The organism is Streptomyces coeruleorubidus, from assembly GCF_008705135.1.
Taxonomy (GTDB): domain Bacteria; phylum Actinomycetota; class Actinomycetes; order Streptomycetales; family Streptomycetaceae; genus Streptomyces; species Streptomyces coeruleofuscus.
In genome coordinates, this window is sequence record NZ_CP023694.1 from 5,382,488 (window position 1) to 5,398,583 (window position 16,096).

A 16,096-nucleotide genomic window follows, 5' to 3' on the forward strand; every position below is an offset into this window, starting at 1 on the left:
CGTCCGGTCCCGGAACCCCGGCGGCGGGGCACACTGGACGCGTGTCCCAAACAGTGCTGCTCGCCGAAGACGACCGCGCCATCCGCAACGCCCTGGAGCGTGCCCTGACCCTGGAGGGTTACCAGGTCATGGCGGTCGCCGACGGTGTCGAGGCACTGGCGCAGGCCCACCGCAACCGTCCGGACGTCCTCGTCCTGGACGTGATGATGCCCGGCATCGACGGGCTCCAGGCGTGCCGTGTGCTGCGCGCCGAGGGCGACCGGACGCCGATCCTGATGCTGACCGCCCTCGTGGAGACCGCCGACCGGATCGCCGGCCTGGACGCGGGCGCCGACGACTACGTGGTGAAGCCCTTCGACGTGGAGGAGGTCTTCGCCCGGCTGCGCGCGCTGCTGCGCCGCACCAGCCCGGTGGGCGTCGGCGGCGCGCCCGTGGCCGAGGCGCCCCGGCCGGTGCCCGAGCGGTTCATCGAGGCGGCCGGCATTCGCATGGACCCGCAGGCGCGCCGGGCCTGGCGCGGCGCCCGGGAGCTGGAGCTGACCCGCACCGAGTTCGAACTGCTGGAGCTGCTGGTCCGCAACGCGGGCATCGTCCTCGACCACTCGACGATCTACGACCGCATCTGGGGGTACGACTTCGGCCCCGGCTCGAAGAACCTCGCCGTCTACGTCGGCTATCTGCGCCGCAAGCTCGACGAGCCGGACGCGCCGCAGCTCATCCACACGGTGCGTGGCGTGGGTTACGTGCTGCGGGAGGACTGAGTGGGCCGTCTCGGCCGGCTGCTGGACGGGCGGCGGCCGAAGCTGGTCTCGCTGCGCACCACGTTCGCGGTGTCGTTCGCGGCGGTGACGGCGGCGGTGACGATCCTGGTCGGCATCCTGTCGTACAGCGCGGCGGCCCGGCTGGTGCGGGTGGACCAGCAGACCGTGTTCGACGAGGTCGTGCAGGACCTGCGCGACGAGGTGCGGGAGAACCGCATGACGCCCGGCGACTTCTCGTCCGCCGCGCCGGGGCACGACCTGGTCCGGCCCGCCCGGACGGATGTGCAGGTGCTCGGCCCGGACGGGCATGTCGTCGACCGGGGCAGTCCGGGGCTGCCGGTCACCGGCGCCGATGTGCGGATCGCCGCGGCGGCCGTGTCCGGGCGGGTGGCCCAGCACAAGGACGTCGACGTCGGCGACGACGTCTACCGTGTCGCCACCGTCTCCCTCGGCGACGGCCGGGGCGCGGTGCAGGTCGCGCAGGAGTTCAGCGACGTCGAGGACCTGCTGCGGGCGCTCCAGCGGCGGACGCTGCTGCTGATGGCCGCCGTCGTGATCGCCGCCGGACTGTTCGGCTGGTGGCTGGCCCGGCGGATCACGCGCCGCCTGGTCGTCCTCACCGACGCGGCCGAGGACGTCGCCCGCACCCGCCGGCTCGGCATCCAGGTGCCCGTCGCCGGGCACGACGAGGTGGGCAGGCTCGGCCGGGCCTTCGACCGCATGCTGGGGCGGCTCGCCCAGTCGGAGGAGGACCAGCGCCGCCTGGTCCAGGACGCGGGCCACGAGCTCCGTACGCCGCTGACCTCCCTGCGTACGAACATCTCCCTGCTCCGCCGGATCGACGAACTCCCGCCCGGGACCCGCGAGGAACTGGTCGCCGACCTGGGGCAGGAGGCCCGAGAGCTGACCGACTTGGTCAACGAGCTCGTCGACCTCGCGGCCGGGCAGTCCGACACCGAGCCGCCACGGCGGGTGAACGTCGCCGACATCGCGGAGGAGGTGGCGGGCCTCGCCCGGCGCCGCAGCGGCCGGCGGATCCTGCTCCGCGCGAGCGGCGACACCACGACCGACGGACGGCCCGGGATGCTGACCCGGGCGCTGTCCAACCTCGTCGAGAACGCGGTGAAGTTCGACCAGGGCGGCTCGGGCCCCATCGAGATCGTCGTCGCCGGGCCCGCCCGGCCCGGCACCATCCGCGTCGAGGTCCTCGACCGCGGCCCCGGGATTTCCGGCAAGGACCTCGACCGCGTCTTCGACCGCTTCTACCGCGCCGCGGACGCCCGCTCCCTGCCGGGTTCCGGCCTGGGCCTGTCCATCGTGCGCGAGGTGGCACTCGCGCACGGGGGAGCGCCGTTCGCGTTCCGGCGGGAGGGGGGCGGGACGGTGATCGGGTTCACGGTGGGCGGGGGGATCGACTGACATCACCTGCCCTCGCGGGCTCGACTGACATCACCTGCCTTCGTATGAGGCTCAGCTCGCAGGATCCCGCCGAAGGGTGCGGTACAGGTGAAACCGCCCACCGTGCGTGAGCCGCACCCCGGGCGTCCCCGAGAACAGCTCGTGCCCCTTGTCGTGGTCCCCGGCCTCGGCGGCCTCCTGGTGGGCCTCCACGCTGGTCCACTCGGTGTACAGCAGCACCCGGCTGCCGTCGACGCTGTGCAGGAAGTGGGCGGAGATCGCCCCGGGGTGGCCGCCTTCGCGCGGCTGGGCCTCGATCACCGCGTCGGTGAAGGCGCGCTGCCGCTCGGGCCCGTCGACGTCGAAGGCGGCGGTGATGAGACACCCCGGGACGCGCGTCTCCTGCTCCTCGACGAGGCTGCGGTACAGCCGGTAGCGGGGCGGGCCGGCCGGCGGAACCGCGGTGTCGTCGGTCCACCGGGCGAGCGTCAGCACCGTCTCCCCGTCCGTACTGAAGAACCAGCTCACGGCGGCGAGCCCGGCGGGCGGGGTCGCCAGTGTGCCGGACTCGGCTTCCACGACGGCCTGTTGCTGCTCCGGGCCGTCGGCGTACCGCGTGCCGATCACCAATGTGCCGGGCACGGTCAGGTCCGGGAAGGGGGCTGAGGGCACGGACGGAACTCCTTCGTGAAGGGAGCGGAACCGTGATCGTGCCCCGGCGTGGCAGGGAGTCGTCAACTGCTTTACGTCGCTGGGCGTCCGGGGCTCCACGCTCGCTCCGGCCCGGTCCGGCGGCTGCTACCGTCCGCTCATGCCTCCAGCTCAACGGCACCCCACGATGGCCGACGTCGCCGAACGGGCCGGGGTCTCCACATCCACCGTCTCGCGCACGCTGCGCGGCCTGTCCACGGTCTCGCCGGACGTGCGGGCCCGGGTCGAGAAGGCCGCGCGTGAGCTGAACTTCGCCGTGTCCCGGCAGGCCGCGAGCCTCGTCACGGGCAGGACCGGGACGGTGGCGGTGCTGGTCCCGACGCTCGACTCCTGGTTCATGGGATCCGCCCTGTCCAGCCTGGCCCCGCTGCTGCGGGCGGCGGGCATGCAGCTGAACGTCTACGAGATCCCCGACCTGGCCGAGCGCACCGCGTTCTTCGAGCACCTCCCGGCCCGCCGCAACGCCGACGCGCTCCTGGTGTTCTCCTTCGACCTCACCGACGAGGAGACCGCGCGGCTGGACGACCTGGGCATGCCGGTGATCTACGTCAGCCAGCATGTCGCCGGACGGCCCAGCGTCTACGTCGACGACGTGGCCGGCGCCCTGCACGGCACCCGGCACCTGCTCAACCTCGGCCACCGCCGGATCGCCTTCGTCCAGACCGCGGGCACGAGCGGCTTCTCCTTCAGTTCCAACGAACGGCTGCTGGGCTACCAGCAGGCGCTCACCGAGGCGGGGGTCCCGCTCGACGACGACCTGGTGGTGTCCACGCGGGTCGGCGACAAGCGTGCCGCCGCCGAGGTGCTCGGCATGCTGCTGAGCCTGCGCGAGCCGCCCACCGCCGTCTTCGCCGAGCAGGACGAGGTCGCCGTCGCCCTCATCTGGAACCTGCGCAGGACGCAGATCGCCGTACCCGAACGCATCTCCGTCCTCGGCTTCGACGACCAGCCGCTGGCCGACTGGTTCGACCTGTCCACGGTCGCCCAGTCACCGTCGGACATGGGGCGGGAGGCCGGCGAGCTGGCGCTGAAGCTCATCGACGACTCCGGGGCCGACCACCAGCGGCATGTCGTGCTGCCGACGTATGTGCTCCCGCGTGCCACGACCGCGCCGGTGGCCCGGCCCCGGGACGAGGGCGAGCGACAGGCGGGGGGCGAGGGGACGCGGGGCGGGGGCGCTTGAGGGCACGCTCCGCAGCCGAGGACCGGTGTCAGTCCCCCGCGAGGGTGAAGAAGCTCATCGGTGAGTTCGCCTCGAACCCGATGCGCGGATACACGGGCGCTCCGGCGGCGGTGGCGTGCAACGTCGCCCGGGTCAGTCCCGTGGCCCGGCCGCCCTCGTGCAGAGCCTTCCGCGTCACCGCTTCCCCGTATCCCCGGCGCTCCCACGCCGGATCGGTGGCGACGAGCAGCACGAAGAGGCGGCCGTCGGCCTCGACGGTGGCGGCGCAGGTCACGGGAGTGCCGTCGTCGCGCACGCCCAGGTAGGCGTACACCTGGTTCTTCCACAGCGAGGAGCGGCCGAGACCGTCGCGGCCGTCCTCCGACGGGAACCCGTAGGCACGCGAGTTGAGGTCGGCGAAGGCTCGTAGCTGCTCATCGGTGGTCACGCGTACGAACGTCAGGTCGGGGTGGGCGGGATCGGGAACGGGCAGTAAGTCCCCCGCCATCCCCGTGCCGCGAAAGGCGTGCACGAGCCCGGCCCGCTCGGCGGCGTCCCCGAGGCCCGCGCGTGCCTCGTCGTCGAGGAGATCCTCGAAGACCCACAGAAAGCCTGGGCACTTCTTCGACCGCATGATCTCCGCGGCCTCGTTCAGCCGCTGCTTCAGCAGCCCGGCGGTGGTGCCGTGCTCGGTCAGCGTGACGCAGTTCCAGAAGGCGAACCGGCAGTCGGCCCAGCGGACGGCGATCCCCGGCAGATCGCGGACGTCCGCCCGCGGATCCCGGTCGAGCACCATGACCCGCCACACCGCGGCGAGCTGCTCCATCGATTCGGTCGAGTCCGCGAGATCGCGCATGACATCCCCCCAGGTCGGCGACGGAGCACGGACGTTGGCCGTGCCCCGTACACGTACTGCCCTTCGCGGGGCTGCCTCATCCCGCTCATGTGTTCACCGTCGGCCCGAGCTGTCCTGCTGGGCCCGTCGCCGTGCGGCGGCGACATCGCGCATGGCCAGCAGGAAACGCCGCACCGTGGCCAGCTCCGTCTCCTCGAAGGACCGCATCTCGGCGACCATCTCGTGGATCAGCGGCCCGAAGAACGACCAGCCCAGGGTGACGGCCTCGTCCTGGACGACCAGCAGTACCCGCCGGCGGTCGCGCGTGTCCCGTTCCCGGCGTACGAGCCCCAGCCGCTCCAGCCGGTCGACCAGGGCAGTGGTCGATGCGGAGTTCACACCCAACTGCGCTCCGAGCCATCCGGGGGTGGCCCGCACGCCCTCCCGGCCGGCGTCGAGCAGGTGGATCAGTGCGCGCACATCCGTGGGATGAAGCCCTTCACGGCCGGCGAACTCGGCAGCGAGAAGGTCCAGTTCCACCGTGACGGCTCGCAGCAGGTGGACCAGTTGAAGGCCGGGGTCCTGGTCGTCCACGCTCTCACTCCCGTACTATCTCGATAGTCGAGATTATTGATGACCGAGTAATCATAAGGCGGGGGCCATGGGTGACGAGGCAGTCTTCTTCGCGGCGTACGACGCCGTCCTGCGACAGTGGCCCGTCGAGGTCCACAGCGTCGACGTTCCGTCCCCGTACGGCAGCACGCGGGTCCACATCTGCGGCCCGGAGGACGGCGCTCCGGTCGTGCTCCTGCCCGGCGGTGGATCAACCTCGATGGTCTGGTTCGCCAACGTCAAGGCCCTGGCCTCCACCCATCGGGTGTACGCCGTCGACCTGATGGGCGACATCGGTCGCAGCGTGCACGACGGGGCGCCACTGCGCGGCGCCGGCGACCTGGTGGCATGGCTCGACGCGCTCTTCGACGAACTGGACCTGGACGGGGCACACCTGTGCGGCCACTCCTACGGCGCCTGGATCGCCCTGAACCACGCGCTGCACGCGCCCCACCGGCTCGGCAGACTCGCGTTGCTCGACCCGGCCAACTGCTTCGCCGGCATGAGCCCGCGCTACCTCATGCACGGGCTGCCGGTGTTGCTGAAGCCCACCGCTGAGCGCGTGCGGGCCTTCCACCGGTGGGAGACCGGCCGTGCCCCTGAGGATCCGGTGTGGCGGGCGTTCCTGGACAGTACCGCCACCGCCCGGCGGTCGAAGGTCGTCGCCATGCGACGCCCCAGGGCACAGCAGTTGAGGGCCTGCACCGTCCCGGCCCTGGTGGTCCTGGCCGAACACAGCCGGGTTCACGACGTGCCGCGCACAGCGGCCGCCGCACGCCGGCTCCTGCCCAAAGCAAGCGTCGTCACCCTGCCGGACGCCTCCCACCACTCCCTCCCCACCGAGCGGCCTGCCGAACTCAACCGCCTGCTGGCAGAGTTCCTGGCCTGAGCACCGCGGCCGCCTGGGCAACCGGTCCGTCACGAGCGACCTGCCCGCCGCGCCGGACCGCCCCGCCTCCGATGACGACGTGACACTCAAGCCTGCTCCCGCGCCCCGTAGAGCGCGTTCTCCGCACCGTTGGCCAGAGCCCAGTAGCGGTCGCCGTACGACCAGTGCCACCACTCGGTCGGGTAGTTGACCAGGCCCGCGGCCGTCAGTGCGTCGCCGAGCAGCCGCCGGTTGTCGCGTGCCCGGGGTGGGATGCCGGGGGCGTTCGTGTAGCAGGCGCCGTCGCTCTCCTCCGGACTGGCGTTCACCCGCGTCCCCATGTCGAGTTCCTGCCCGTCGGCGGACATGAGGGTGAGATCGACCGCCGCTCCGGCACTGTGGGGAGCGATCTCGGGCGGTGACACGTAGCGGCTCGCGGCCTCCCGCACCTGTTCCGCCGACCAGCCCGGATGGTCCGCCCGCAGGGCGTCGGAGTACTGCTCGAAATAGGAACGCTGGAGGGCGGGCGGCCGGTACCCCTCGACGAACAACAGACGAACTCCGTCCGGCGGCAGCTCCTGAGCCGTCAGCAGGCGGGCCAGGACGCCCTCCCGCAGGTGCGCGAAAGCGCCCGACCCGTCTTCCTTGCGAGGGTCGACGGCGATGGACTCCCGCGCCCTGACGTCGAGCAGCCTCCCCGCAGTCGGCCACGGGGATCGCCGCGATTCTGGCGTCTGACATCAGCACGATCTCGGTCATGCGCCGATCATGACGCAGGGACCGACTCAGCCGCGCAGCTCTTCGGCCATCACCCGTTGCAGCCCCGGGAACAGGGCGCGGGTGCTGTCGGGGTCGGGGGTGACGAAGACTCCCTCGGCCGTGACGAGGTCGGCGTCCGGGGCCGTCCGGCTGGTGATCGAACCGTTCACGAAGATCTTGCGGTCGTCCGTGCCGGTGACGCGCGCGGTGATCCGCAGGGGTGTTTCCAGCGGGACCGGGCGGTGGTAGCTCATCTGGAGGGAGACGGTCAGGCCGGGCGTCCCTGCTGCCGCGCAGGCGCGGCCCATCAGTTCGTCCAGGAGCATGGCGCTCACCCCGCCGTGGCCGTAGCCGGGCGGGCCTTCGTGGGTGCCGGCGAGGGTGCACTCGCCGATCAGGCCGTCGTCGGCGGCCGTGACCCGCATCGGCGGGGCGAGCGGGCTGCCGGCTCCCGTGACGGGGCTGTAGAACCGCGGTCCCGCGGGGAATTCGTCCACCTCGGGGATCTCGCCTCGTGCGCGACGTCGCCCCGTGAGCCGGCCGGTGACGGTGCGGACGCCGTCCGCCACGCGGTGGAGGGTGTCCGGGGAGGCGTCGGTGCGGACGGTGGCTTCCACCAGAGCACGCAGTTCGTGACCGAGGCGGGTGATGGCCGCCTTCCGGCGCTCCAGTTCCTCGGTGCCGGTGCCGGTGCCGGTGCCGGTGCGCGGAAGCCGGGGGCGGTCAGACATCTGCCCGGACGAAGACCGGCTTGAGGTGTTTCTCCGGCAGCGCGGCCGGAAGGTCCTCCCAGTCGATGACGTGGGAGACGACCCGTTGGGGGGCGACCTTGCCGGAGGCGGCGAGTCGCAGAGCGTCGGGGATGTGGGCGCGTACGTTGTCGCGGGCGATGCGCAGGGTGACGCCGTTGAGGTACATGTCGATCAGGGGCAGCTCGCCGGGGCGGAAGTGGTTGCCCGCGCTCTCGCAGATCCCCTCCGGGGTGAGGCACTTGACGGCCAGGCCGAGCTGGTCGACGCGGCCGGTGGCCTCGACGGCGATGTCGTAGCCCTGCGGAAGGGGCTCCAGTGTCTCGGTGGTGGCGGCGCCGAACGCGCGGGCCAGCTCGCGGTGTTCGGGGTCGGGGTCGACGTAGAGCACGTCGGAGGCGCCGAGCGCGCGGGAGATGTCGCACACGTACAGGCCGATGCTGCCGCGGGCGACGACGAGTACCCGTGCTCCGGGGCGGGCCTTGAGGTGGGGTGCGACCAGGCGCCAGGCCAGGGACCAGTTGTCGCTGGCGGAGGCCATGGCGACCGGGTCGAGGCCGGTGGGCAGCGGGACCAGCATGGCGTCGGCGTAGGGCACGCGGACCAGGTCGGAGAAGAGCCCGCCCCAGTCGCCGCCGATCGGTGCGCCGTACATCGCCATGTAGGGCACGGCGGTGCAGTGCGCGGTCAGCCCGGCCCGGCAGCGGTCGCAGCCGCCGCAGTTGACGGACCACGGGACGACCACGAGGTCGCCGGGGGAGACGGTGGTGACGGCGTCGCCGGTCTCCACGACCCGGGCGACGCACTCGTGGCCGAGGGCGAAGGGCGGCTCGATGAAGCCGTGCCCGGCGAGGATCGAGGAGTCGACATCACACGGGGTGGCGGCCACCGGCGCGACGATCGCCTCACCGTCCGACTGGATCCTGGGGTCGGGTGCTTCCCGCCACTCGACGGTGCGCTTGGCGACGTAGGTCAGTTCACGCATCGGTGCGCTGCCCCTTCGCCAGTGCCACCAGATCGGCGTACCGGACGACGGAGCCACCCGCGCCCCAGGTGCCGTCGGGCTGCTCGTGCACCAGCACCCACACCCGCAGCGTGTCGTCCGGGCCGAGGCCGGCGGCGCCCAGGACGGTCCTCGTGGCCTCCTCGACCAGGCCCGCCTTGCGGCGCTCGGACAGGGCGCCCTGCGGAACGGTGACCTCCACCAGGAAGCGCGGTTCGTCGTCCCCGGCGGTGGTCTGGGCACCCTCGGGCAGTTCGACGAGGTAACTCCACGCCTGAGCGCGGAAGAAGGCGGTGTCGGGCGCGCCCTCCCAGCGCAGCAGCACGGCGGCCAGGTCGCGCTGGACGGTCGTGCGCCCCTGAGCGGTGAGCGCACCGGTCGGGACGGTCAGCCTGATCATCGGCATGGCAGCTCCTCGAATCGTCGACAGCCACTGTTCGTCGACAGCCATTTTCTATGACAGTCGTTATAACGAGAGGTCACGGTAGACTATGACGGCCGTTATAGCCAGAGGGGATGTGCACAGGTGGCCGAGCGCAGAACGCCGTCGCGCGAGCGGATCGTGGCCGGGGCCGCCGACATGATCAGTCGGCGTGGTCTGAGCGCCACGAGCATCCGGGAGATGGCCAAGCACGCCAAGGCGCCGCTCGGCTCGACGTACCACTACTTCCCGGAGGGCAAGCAGCAGCTGGCCACCGAAGCCGTCCGGTACACGGGCGAGTGGGTCGCCCGCAGCCTGCGCAAGGAGCTGGAGTCGGGGCCGGTCGAAGGGCTGCGGGCGTTCCTCGCCCTGTGGCGCAAGATCGTCGTCGAGAGCGACTTCCACGCCGGCTGCCCTGTGCTGGCCGTGGCCGTCGAGGAGCCTCCGGCTGACGAGGTCCCGCCCGCTCTGGCCGCCGCGGCAGACGTGTTCGCCCAGTGGGAGACCCTGCTGGCCGCCTCGCTGCGGGAGCACGGCGCCGAGGCCGAACAGGCCGCGCAACTCGCGACGCTCGTCGTGGCGGCCGTCGAGGGCACGGTCGCCATGTGCCGCGCCAAGCGCAGCGCGCAGCCGCTCGACGACACCGCCGAGCAGTTGCGGGCGCTCGTCGTCGGCGCGATCAAGCGCTGACGCCCGCCAAGGCGCTGGGGCCGGTGGGGCGGATCCGCGTCACGCGCCGAGCGCGGCACGCACGGCCTCGGCCTTCTCCTCGGTGAACACGCCGCTGTCCAGGAGGGAGAGGACGGACAGCACGCCGCCGCGCGACCCCCAGCTGCCCTCGTCGATCACCCGGAAGGTCACCCACCAGGCCGGCGACGGCTCGGGGAGGCCGCAGGCGTCGGCCATCGCGGCCAGGACGCGTTCGATGACCTCGGCCCGGACCTCCTCCCGCCAGTCCCCGTCCATCACCGTCACGTCGATCACCATGACGTCGGCGTCCGGTCCGGTATCCGCGAGGAGCCACCCGCCGATGGCCATCATGTCGGCCTCACGCTCGGTGAAGTGCACCTGGAACCCGACCCGCGCGGCCGGCGCGACCTGCCCGACCTCCGGCACGAGCACCGCGTCCGTCAGCGTCCCGGCCAGCTTCCGGCGCTGCTCCTGACTGAGACGGCCCTTCAGGGCGTTCACCGTGATGATCGTCATGGCATCCTCCTATGACAGTCGTTATAGACGGCGTCAGGCTACACCCGCCTATAACGACTGTCATAAACTGCGGCTGTCGTGAACGACGACGACTGTCATCGACGGGGAGGCGGATGCTCAGTCGGAGATGACAGCCGAGCGGCGGATCCACTCGCTCCCGTGTGCCGCCCGGTGCATGAAGGCGGCGACGTCCGCCCGGCTGATCGTCGGGTTGCCCTTCATCGGCAGCCGGTCGCCCGCGCGGTACGCACCCTTGGACGGGCCGTGGGTCAGCCTCGTCGGGTAGACCACGGTCCAGTCCAGTCCGCTGGAGCGGATGCTGTCGTCGGCGATCTCCTTGTTCGCGTAGATCGCCCGCAGGAGCGTGCGGTAGATCACCTTCTGAGGGCCGCTCGCCCACGCGAACGTGTGGCCGACCCCGAACGACGACAGCCACACCAGCCGGGAAACGTCAGTTTCCCCGGCCGCGGCGATCAGGGCGGCCGAGGAATGTGCGAAGAGGTCGTCCGCGACCACCGAATTGCCTCTGCCGAGGGCGGCGACGACGGCGTCCTGACCGGCCAGGGCGGTGGAGACGTCGCGGCGGGAGGTCGCGTCTCCGGCGAGCAGAGTGACCTGGTCCGCCAGGTCGCCCAGCGCCGCCGGGTGACGGACCAGGGCGGTGACCTGGTCCCCCGAGCGCAGGGCCAGGTCGACGACATGACGACCAGTGGGGCCGGTCGCACCAAGGATCAACAGCTTCATGACAGGGGCGCCCTTCGGCTACGTGGCGAGGTCGGTCGGCGTCACGCGAGGTCGGCGAGGTCTTCCTCGGTGAGGGTGATCGCCGCGGCGGCCGTGTTCTCCTCCAGGTGGGAGAGGGACCCCGTGCCCGGGATGGCCAGAGTCACCGGAGAGGAGGCCAGCAGCCAGGCGAGGCCGATCCGGGAGACGGTGGTGCGGTGCCGGGCCGCCACCTTGACCAGACGCTCGTCGTCGAGGTCCCGCCCACCACCGAGCGGGAAGAAGGGCACGAAGGCGATACCGGCCTCTTCGCAGGCGCCCAGCAGGTCGGTGTCGTCACGCCGGCCGGCGTGGAAGTGGTTCTGCACGGCCGCGACAGGGGCGATGGCCTGAGCCTCCGCGAGATGACCGGCGTCGACATTGCTGAGGCCGAGGTGCCGGATCAGCCCCTCCTCGCGCAGTGCGGCCAGCGCTTCGAAGCGTGTGGCGATCGACTCGCCGTGCGGGAGCGTCATGCGCCCGATGCGCAGGTAGACCAGGTCGAGCCGGTCCAGCCCCAGGCCTTCCAGGTTGGCCTCGACCAGTCCGCGCATGTCGCCGGGGCTGCCCTGTGTGAAACCGTCCTGGTTGACGATGGGGCCGACCTTGGCCGCGATCACCAGGTGGGACGGGTAGGGATGCAGAGCCTCACGGATCAGGGTGTTGGCACGCACCGTACCGCCGTGGCTGACGTAGAAGTCGGCGGTGTCGATGTGATCGACGCCGAGTTCCACGGCGCGGTGCAGCACGGCACGGCCGGCCTCGGGATCGCGGGCGGGACCGCCCATGCCGTCCTTCGACGGCAGGCGCATGGCGCCGAAACCCATCCGGTTCACATCCAGGTCGCCACCGAGGCGGAATCTGTTGCTCATGGCCTTGAGCCTGCGCGGCCCGGGATCCACCCGGCGAGCCCGTGGCAGTTTGCTGCCACCGGCACAATGGGCCCATGACACAGGTCACGGAGCTCCGCGGGGATCTCGAGCTGTGGGCGCGGATGAAGCCCCTGGCGGAGTCCGACGACGCGGAATGGGTCAACGCCGCCCGCGACCTCGACACCTGGCCCGGTGCCCGTGAGGCTGCCCGTCTGCAGATGCGTCGCGGCGCGGCGCCTCGGGCACGCAAGCTGTACAGTCCCGCCGTCCTCGCCGACGAGCGCGACCGGGAAGCGCTGCGTGAGATGGCCGACCATGGCTTCCGGGTGCGGATCGCCACCACCCCGCTCCCGCAGGGAACCTTCATCATCGACCGGCGCACCATCATCCTCACCGACCCGGTTCTCCCCGCCACGGCCGCTCAAGGCCGGCGCACGTACACCATGAGTGCCGCACCGGCCCTGGTCGGCGGAGCCTACGCGCTGTTCGAAGCCGCCTGGGAGAGCGCCGCCGACCTCGACGCCTTCCTGGGTTCGGGCCGGCCCGCCATCGACGCTCAGACCAGCAGAGTCCTGCGCGCCCTGGGCACCGGCGTCACCGACGAGGCAGCCGCACGGCAACTCGGCATGTCCCTGCGCACCTACCGCCGCAGGGTCGCGGAACTGCTCGTCGCCCTCGACGCGGGTTCGCGTTTCCAAGCGGGAGTACGCGCGGGGGAGTTGGGCCTGACCCGCGGGTGATCACTGTCTCTGCCGCGGACTTCGCGCGAGGACGTGGACGAGCAGGATCGCCATGACCGCCGCAAGGCCCGGCCGAGCAGGAAAGCCGCCGGTGAGCCGAGCCGCTCGCGCCACCGACGATCATCCAGTCGATCCCCGCATCACCGGCACATGACGAGGGCGGAGCCCGAAAGCCCCGCCCGAACACCACGAAACCCCAGCTCAGGGCCAGACAAGGCAATACGGCTGGTGTCCCGCCTCATGCAGCCGATGCGAGAAGTCCTGCCACTCGTGCAGCAGTTGGTACACGTTGAACGCGTCCCGGGGCCCGCCCCGGTCCGGGACCGTCGACCAGATGAAGGCCGCCGCGCCCACCGACTCCTCGCCGATGCCCCGCAGGGGGTCGACGACGGTCATCGGGAGTTTCACGACCGCGTAGTCGGGGTGCAGCACGACCAGTTCCAGGGGCGGCACCTTGTGCAGGGGAATGCCCTCGATGCCCGTCAGGACCATCGCCGCCATGGTCTCCGGCTTGATCTTCGTGAACATGCCGTTCATGCCGAGTTCGTCGCCGCCGAGTTCCTCGGGGCGCATCGAGATCGGGACGCGGGCCGCGGTCGCGCCGTCCGGCGCGCCGAAGTACTTGTACGTCACCCCCACCCGACCACCATTCCTGCTGCTCCCGGCCCGAAGATCGTCCACTCGGCGTTCTGTACGTCCGTCGAGCCGCTCCGGTTCACTCGGCAGATCCTGAGTCCGACGTGCTTCCTGCGTTTCCTCCGCTTCGCGCCGGTGCCTTCCCCGCCGGGCACGTCGAGGACCCAGGTCATCAGTCCCCTCGCCCAGTCCGCCACCGCGATGCATATCTCCACCCGACTGCTTTTCTAGGACGCGTCGCCCCCGCCGCGCAACCCGATCATCGTGTCAGTGACCTCCCCCGCGGCCGCTCGCCGAAACGTGCGCTGAAACATCTGCCCGCGGGATCTACGCAGCCTCCGACCACCCTCGGCCGTTTGAGCTGTGTGTATCACGTCCCAGTCTCGCAGACGACGGAGGTTCGGGGACCGGTTGCCGGGCACTGTCCTACCCTGAACAGGTCACTCACACCCGGAGTCCGACGTCGTCGGAGAAGGTCGGAGAAGTCGCAGGTCATGAGCGAACTGGCATATCCGTATGAAGCACCGGCCTCGCAGGCTCTGTTCGACCGTGCGGCGGCCGTCACACCCGGTGGCGTGAACTCGCCGGTGCGGGCCTTCCGCGCCGTCGGCGGCACACCGCGGTTCATGGTGTCCGGCAAGGGGCCGTATCTGACCGATGCCGACGGGCGGGAGTACGTCGACCTCGTGTGCTCCTGGGGACCCATGATCCTCGGGCACTCGCACCCCGAGGTGATCGCCGCCGTGCAGGACGCCGTCGCCCGCGGTACGTCCTTCGGTACGCCCGGTGAGGGCGAGGTGGCGCTCGCCGAGGAGATCGTCGCCCGGGTGGAGCCGGTCGAGCAGGTGCGGCTCGTGTCCAGCGGGACCGAGGCGACCATGTCCGCGATCCGGCTCGCGCGCGGGTTCACGCAGCGCAGCAAGGTGGTCAAGTTCGCCGGGTGCTACCACGGGCACGTCGACTCGCTGCTCGCCGCAGCCGGCAGCGGCGTCGCGACGTTCGCGCTGCCCGACACCCCGGGCGTCACCGGTGCCCAGGCCGGCGACACGATCGTCCTGCCCTACAACGACCTCGACGCCGTACGCGCCGCCTTCGCCGCCCACCCCGGCGAGATCGCCTGCGTGATCACCGAGGCCTCCCCGGGCAACATGGGCGTCGTGCCGCCCGCGGACGGCTTCAACCAGGGCCTCAAGGACCTCTGCGCCGAGAACGGCGCCCTCTACGTCTCCGACGAGGTCATGACCGGGTTCCGGACCAGCCGGGCCGGTTGGTACGGGGTCGACGGGGTCCGGCCCGACCTCATGACCTTCGGCAAGGTCATGGGCGGTGGCTTCCCCGCCGCGGCCTTCGGCGGGCGTGCGGATGTGATGGCTCATCTCGCCCCGGCCGGGCCCGTCTACCAGGCCGGCACCCTCTCCGGGAACCCCGTCGCCACCGCGGCTGGGCTCGCCCAGCTCCGCCTCCTCGACGACGCCGCCTACGACAAGGTCGACGCCGTGTCGAAGCAGATCCAGGAGCTCGTCAGCGAGGCGCTGACGAAGGAGGGCGTCGCGCACCGGCTCCAGAACGCCTCCAACATGTTCTCCGTGTTCTTCACCGACCGGCCCGTGCGGAACTACGAGGACGCCAAGGCGCAGGAGTCCTTCCGCTTCACCGCGTTCTTCCACTCGATGCTCGCGAGCGGCGTCTACCTGCCGCCGTCGTCCTTCGAGTCCTGGTTCGTCTCCACCGCGCACGACGAGCGGGCCGTGCAGCGGATCGCCGACGCCCTCCCGGCGGCGGCCCGAGCCGCCGCGGAGGCCACGGCATGAGCAACGGGACGACCCATGAGACGGACGACGACATCACCGTCGTCCACGTCATGCGGCACGGCGAGGTCGCCAACCCGGACGGCATCCTCTACGGACGGCTGCCCGGCTACCACCTGTCCGAGCTGGGCCGGCGCATGGCCGACCGGGTCGCCGAGCACCTGGCGTCCCGCGATGTGACGTACGTCGTCGCCTCCCCGCTGGAGCGGGCGCAGGAGACGGCGGAGCCGATCGCCAAGGCGCACGGTCTTGACCTCGCCACCGACGAGCGGCTGATCGAGGCCGGCAACATCTTCCAGGGCAAGACGTTCGGCGTCGGGGACGGGGCGCTGCGCAAGCCCGGCAACTGGAAGCACCTGATCAACCCGTTCCGGCCGTCCTGGGGCGAGCCGTACGTCGACCAGGTCGTGCGGATGATGAACGCGCTGAGCACCGCGAAGGACCGGGCCCGGGGGCACGAGGCCGTCGTGGTCAGCCACCAGCTGCCGATCTGGATCGTGCGGTCGTACGTCGAGCGGCGGCGGCTCTGGCACGACCCGCGCAAGCGGCAGTGCACGCTCGCCTCGCTGACGAGCTTCACGTACCGGGGTGACCGGATCGTTTCTGTCGGCTACTCCGAGCCGGCCCGCGATCTCGTCCCGGCGCATCTCCTCGCCGGCGCCAAGCCGGTGAAGGGGAAGGACAAGGCGTTCGGGGCGTAGGCCCTTTCTGTTCGCTTCTGACGGCTTCGTTACGGAATCTGCAAATATGAGCGGAACCTCCCCGTTCGTCACGTCCTCTGACTGGGTGACCA

At 71.3% G+C, this 16,096-nt stretch carries 18 protein-coding genes and 1 pseudogene; 8 read left to right on the forward strand and 11 right to left on the reverse strand.

Translation table 11 applies throughout. From position 1 onward, the window contains the following. Window positions 1-41: 41 nt before the first annotated feature. Window positions 42-761, forward strand: coding sequence for a response regulator transcription factor (locus tag CP976_RS24895; RefSeq protein ID WP_150482365.1), 720 nt, complete (start codon window positions 42-44; stop codon window positions 759-761). Further along, entirely contained in the window at window positions 762-2,180 is a 1,419-nt protein-coding gene (locus CP976_RS24900; protein ID WP_150482366.1) for a sensor histidine kinase, read from the forward strand. Between the two features lie 51 nt (window positions 2,181-2,231). Here the strand turns inward: CP976_RS24900 and CP976_RS24905 are convergent, their stop codons facing one another. Continuing rightward, window positions 2,232-2,831 carry an antibiotic biosynthesis monooxygenase family protein gene (locus CP976_RS24905; RefSeq protein WP_167537411.1) on the reverse strand — a complete coding sequence of 200 codons (600 nt, stop codon included), beginning with the start codon at window positions 2,829-2,831 and terminating at the stop codon, window positions 2,232-2,234. 139 nt (window positions 2,832-2,970) lie between these two features. Here CP976_RS24905 and CP976_RS24910 point away from each other — a divergent pair, with 139 nt between their 5' ends. Continuing rightward, the gene (locus tag CP976_RS24910) at window positions 2,971-4,053 is read left to right on the forward strand and encodes a LacI family DNA-binding transcriptional regulator (RefSeq protein WP_373304912.1); all 1,083 of its coding nucleotides are present in this window, start codon (window positions 2,971-2,973) and stop codon (window positions 4,051-4,053) included. Window positions 4,054-4,081: 28 nt separating this feature from the next. On the opposite strand, the gene CP976_RS24915 is transcribed toward CP976_RS24910, so the two are convergent. Together CP976_RS24915 and CP976_RS24920 are read right to left on the reverse strand one after the other, a co-directional pair. Further along, complete coding sequence (locus CP976_RS24915) at window positions 4,082-4,888, reverse strand: GNAT family N-acetyltransferase (protein WP_150482368.1); 807 nt, start codon at window positions 4,886-4,888, stop codon at window positions 4,082-4,084. A 93-nt stretch (window positions 4,889-4,981) separates the two neighbouring features. After that, window positions 4,982-5,461 (reverse strand): MarR family transcriptional regulator, encoded by a 480-nt coding sequence (locus CP976_RS24920; RefSeq protein ID WP_150482369.1) that lies wholly within the window; start codon window positions 5,459-5,461, stop codon window positions 4,982-4,984. Window positions 5,462-5,528: 67 nt separating this feature from the next. Between CP976_RS24920 and CP976_RS24925 the strand changes: the two genes are divergently transcribed. Next, window positions 5,529-6,368, forward strand: coding sequence for an alpha/beta fold hydrolase (locus CP976_RS24925; protein ID WP_150482370.1), 840 nt, complete (start codon window positions 5,529-5,531; stop codon window positions 6,366-6,368). 86 nt (window positions 6,369-6,454) lie between these two features. On the opposite strand, the pseudogene CP976_RS24930 reads toward CP976_RS24925, so the two are convergent. The 4 genes and pseudogenes from CP976_RS24930 to CP976_RS24945 all read right to left on the reverse strand — a co-directional run bounded on the left by CP976_RS24930 (window position 6,455) and on the right by CP976_RS24945 (window position 9,264). Then, window positions 6,455-7,106, reverse strand: a pseudogene (locus CP976_RS24930) (M15 family metallopeptidase). A 26-nt stretch (window positions 7,107-7,132) separates the two neighbouring features. Then, complete coding sequence (locus tag CP976_RS24935; protein WP_150482371.1) at window positions 7,133-7,837, reverse strand: PaaI family thioesterase; 705 nt, start codon at window positions 7,835-7,837, stop codon at window positions 7,133-7,135. Further along, window positions 7,830-8,840: a zinc-dependent alcohol dehydrogenase gene (locus CP976_RS24940; RefSeq protein ID WP_150482372.1), complete on the reverse strand. Its 1,011-nt coding sequence runs from the start codon at window positions 8,838-8,840 to the stop codon at window positions 7,830-7,832. Before CP976_RS24940 ends, CP976_RS24935 begins: the two co-directional genes overlap by 8 nt. Continuing rightward, window positions 8,833-9,264, reverse strand: a complete 432-nt coding sequence (locus CP976_RS24945) for a tautomerase family protein (RefSeq protein WP_150482373.1) — start codon at window positions 9,262-9,264, stop codon at window positions 8,833-8,835. The genes CP976_RS24940 and CP976_RS24945 overlap by 8 nt, the downstream gene beginning before the upstream one ends. A 120-nt stretch (window positions 9,265-9,384) precedes the next feature. On the opposite strand from CP976_RS24945, the gene CP976_RS24950 reads away from it, so the two are divergent. Then, window positions 9,385-9,969: a TetR/AcrR family transcriptional regulator gene (locus CP976_RS24950; RefSeq protein ID WP_150482374.1), complete on the forward strand. Its 585-nt coding sequence runs from the start codon at window positions 9,385-9,387 to the stop codon at window positions 9,967-9,969. Between the two features lie 39 nt (window positions 9,970-10,008). Here CP976_RS24950 and CP976_RS24955 read toward each other — a convergent pair whose 3' ends face one another. From CP976_RS24955 to CP976_RS24965, 3 genes are all read right to left on the reverse strand, one after another. Then, entirely contained in the window at window positions 10,009-10,485 is a 477-nt protein-coding gene (locus tag CP976_RS24955; protein WP_150482375.1) for a tautomerase family protein, read from the reverse strand. 117 nt (window positions 10,486-10,602) lie between these two features. Continuing rightward, window positions 10,603-11,229 (reverse strand): NAD(P)-dependent oxidoreductase, encoded by a 627-nt coding sequence (locus CP976_RS24960; protein ID WP_150482376.1) that lies wholly within the window; start codon window positions 11,227-11,229, stop codon window positions 10,603-10,605. A gap of 41 nt (window positions 11,230-11,270) precedes the next feature. Then, on the reverse strand, window positions 11,271-12,119 hold the full coding sequence (locus tag CP976_RS24965) for an aldo/keto reductase (protein ID WP_150482377.1): 849 nt from the start codon (window positions 12,117-12,119) through the stop codon (window positions 11,271-11,273). Window positions 12,120-12,193: 74 nt separating this feature from the next. On the opposite strand from CP976_RS24965, the gene CP976_RS24970 reads away from it, so the two are divergent. After that, window positions 12,194-12,859, forward strand: coding sequence for a helix-turn-helix domain-containing protein (locus CP976_RS24970; RefSeq protein WP_150482378.1), 666 nt, complete (start codon window positions 12,194-12,196; stop codon window positions 12,857-12,859). A gap of 201 nt (window positions 12,860-13,060) precedes the next feature. Here CP976_RS24970 and CP976_RS24975 read toward each other — a convergent pair whose 3' ends face one another. Next, window positions 13,061-13,702: a hypothetical protein gene (locus tag CP976_RS24975; RefSeq protein WP_190147001.1), complete on the reverse strand. Its 642-nt coding sequence runs from the start codon at window positions 13,700-13,702 to the stop codon at window positions 13,061-13,063. A gap of 287 nt (window positions 13,703-13,989) precedes the next feature. On the opposite strand from CP976_RS24975, the gene hemL reads away from it, so the two are divergent. Further along, window positions 13,990-15,306 (forward strand): glutamate-1-semialdehyde 2,1-aminomutase, encoded by a 1,317-nt coding sequence (gene hemL, locus CP976_RS24985; RefSeq protein WP_150482380.1) that lies wholly within the window; start codon window positions 13,990-13,992, stop codon window positions 15,304-15,306. After that, on the forward strand, window positions 15,303-16,004 hold the full coding sequence (locus CP976_RS24990; protein ID WP_150482381.1) for a histidine phosphatase family protein: 702 nt from the start codon (window positions 15,303-15,305) through the stop codon (window positions 16,002-16,004). Before hemL ends, CP976_RS24990 begins: the two co-directional genes overlap by 4 nt. Window positions 16,005-16,096 lie beyond the last annotated feature (92 nt).

Coding starts and splice junctions, on each gene's coding strand:
- CP976_RS24935 (WP_150482371.1), bottom strand. CDS start 7,837: ATGTCTGACCGCCCCCGGCTTCCGCGCACCGGCACCGGCACCGGCACC.
- CP976_RS24970 (WP_150482378.1), top strand. CDS start 12,194: ATGACACAGGTCACGGAGCTCCGCGGGGATCTCGAGCTGTGGGCGCGG.
- CP976_RS24945 (WP_150482373.1), bottom strand. CDS start 9,264: ATGCCGATGATCAGGCTGACCGTCCCGACCGGTGCGCTCACCGCTCAG.
- CP976_RS24975 (WP_190147001.1), bottom strand. CDS start 13,702: ATGCATCGCGGTGGCGGACTGGGCGAGGGGACTGATGACCTGGGTCCT.
- CP976_RS24940 (WP_150482372.1), bottom strand. CDS start 8,840: ATGCGTGAACTGACCTACGTCGCCAAGCGCACCGTCGAGTGGCGGGAA.
- CP976_RS24915 (WP_150482368.1), bottom strand. CDS start 4,888: ATGCGCGATCTCGCGGACTCGACCGAATCGATGGAGCAGCTCGCCGCG.
- CP976_RS24910 (WP_373304912.1), top strand. CDS start 2,971: ATGCCTCCAGCTCAACGGCACCCCACGATGGCCGACGTCGCCGAACGG.
- hemL (WP_150482380.1), top strand. CDS start 13,990: ATGAGCGAACTGGCATATCCGTATGAAGCACCGGCCTCGCAGGCTCTG.
- CP976_RS24965 (WP_150482377.1), bottom strand. CDS start 12,119: ATGAGCAACAGATTCCGCCTCGGTGGCGACCTGGATGTGAACCGGATG.
- CP976_RS24925 (WP_150482370.1), top strand. CDS start 5,529: ATGGGTGACGAGGCAGTCTTCTTCGCGGCGTACGACGCCGTCCTGCGA.
- CP976_RS24990 (WP_150482381.1), top strand. CDS start 15,303: ATGAGCAACGGGACGACCCATGAGACGGACGACGACATCACCGTCGTC.
- CP976_RS24955 (WP_150482375.1), bottom strand. CDS start 10,485: ATGACGATCATCACGGTGAACGCCCTGAAGGGCCGTCTCAGTCAGGAG.
- CP976_RS24960 (WP_150482376.1), bottom strand. CDS start 11,229: ATGAAGCTGTTGATCCTTGGTGCGACCGGCCCCACTGGTCGTCATGTC.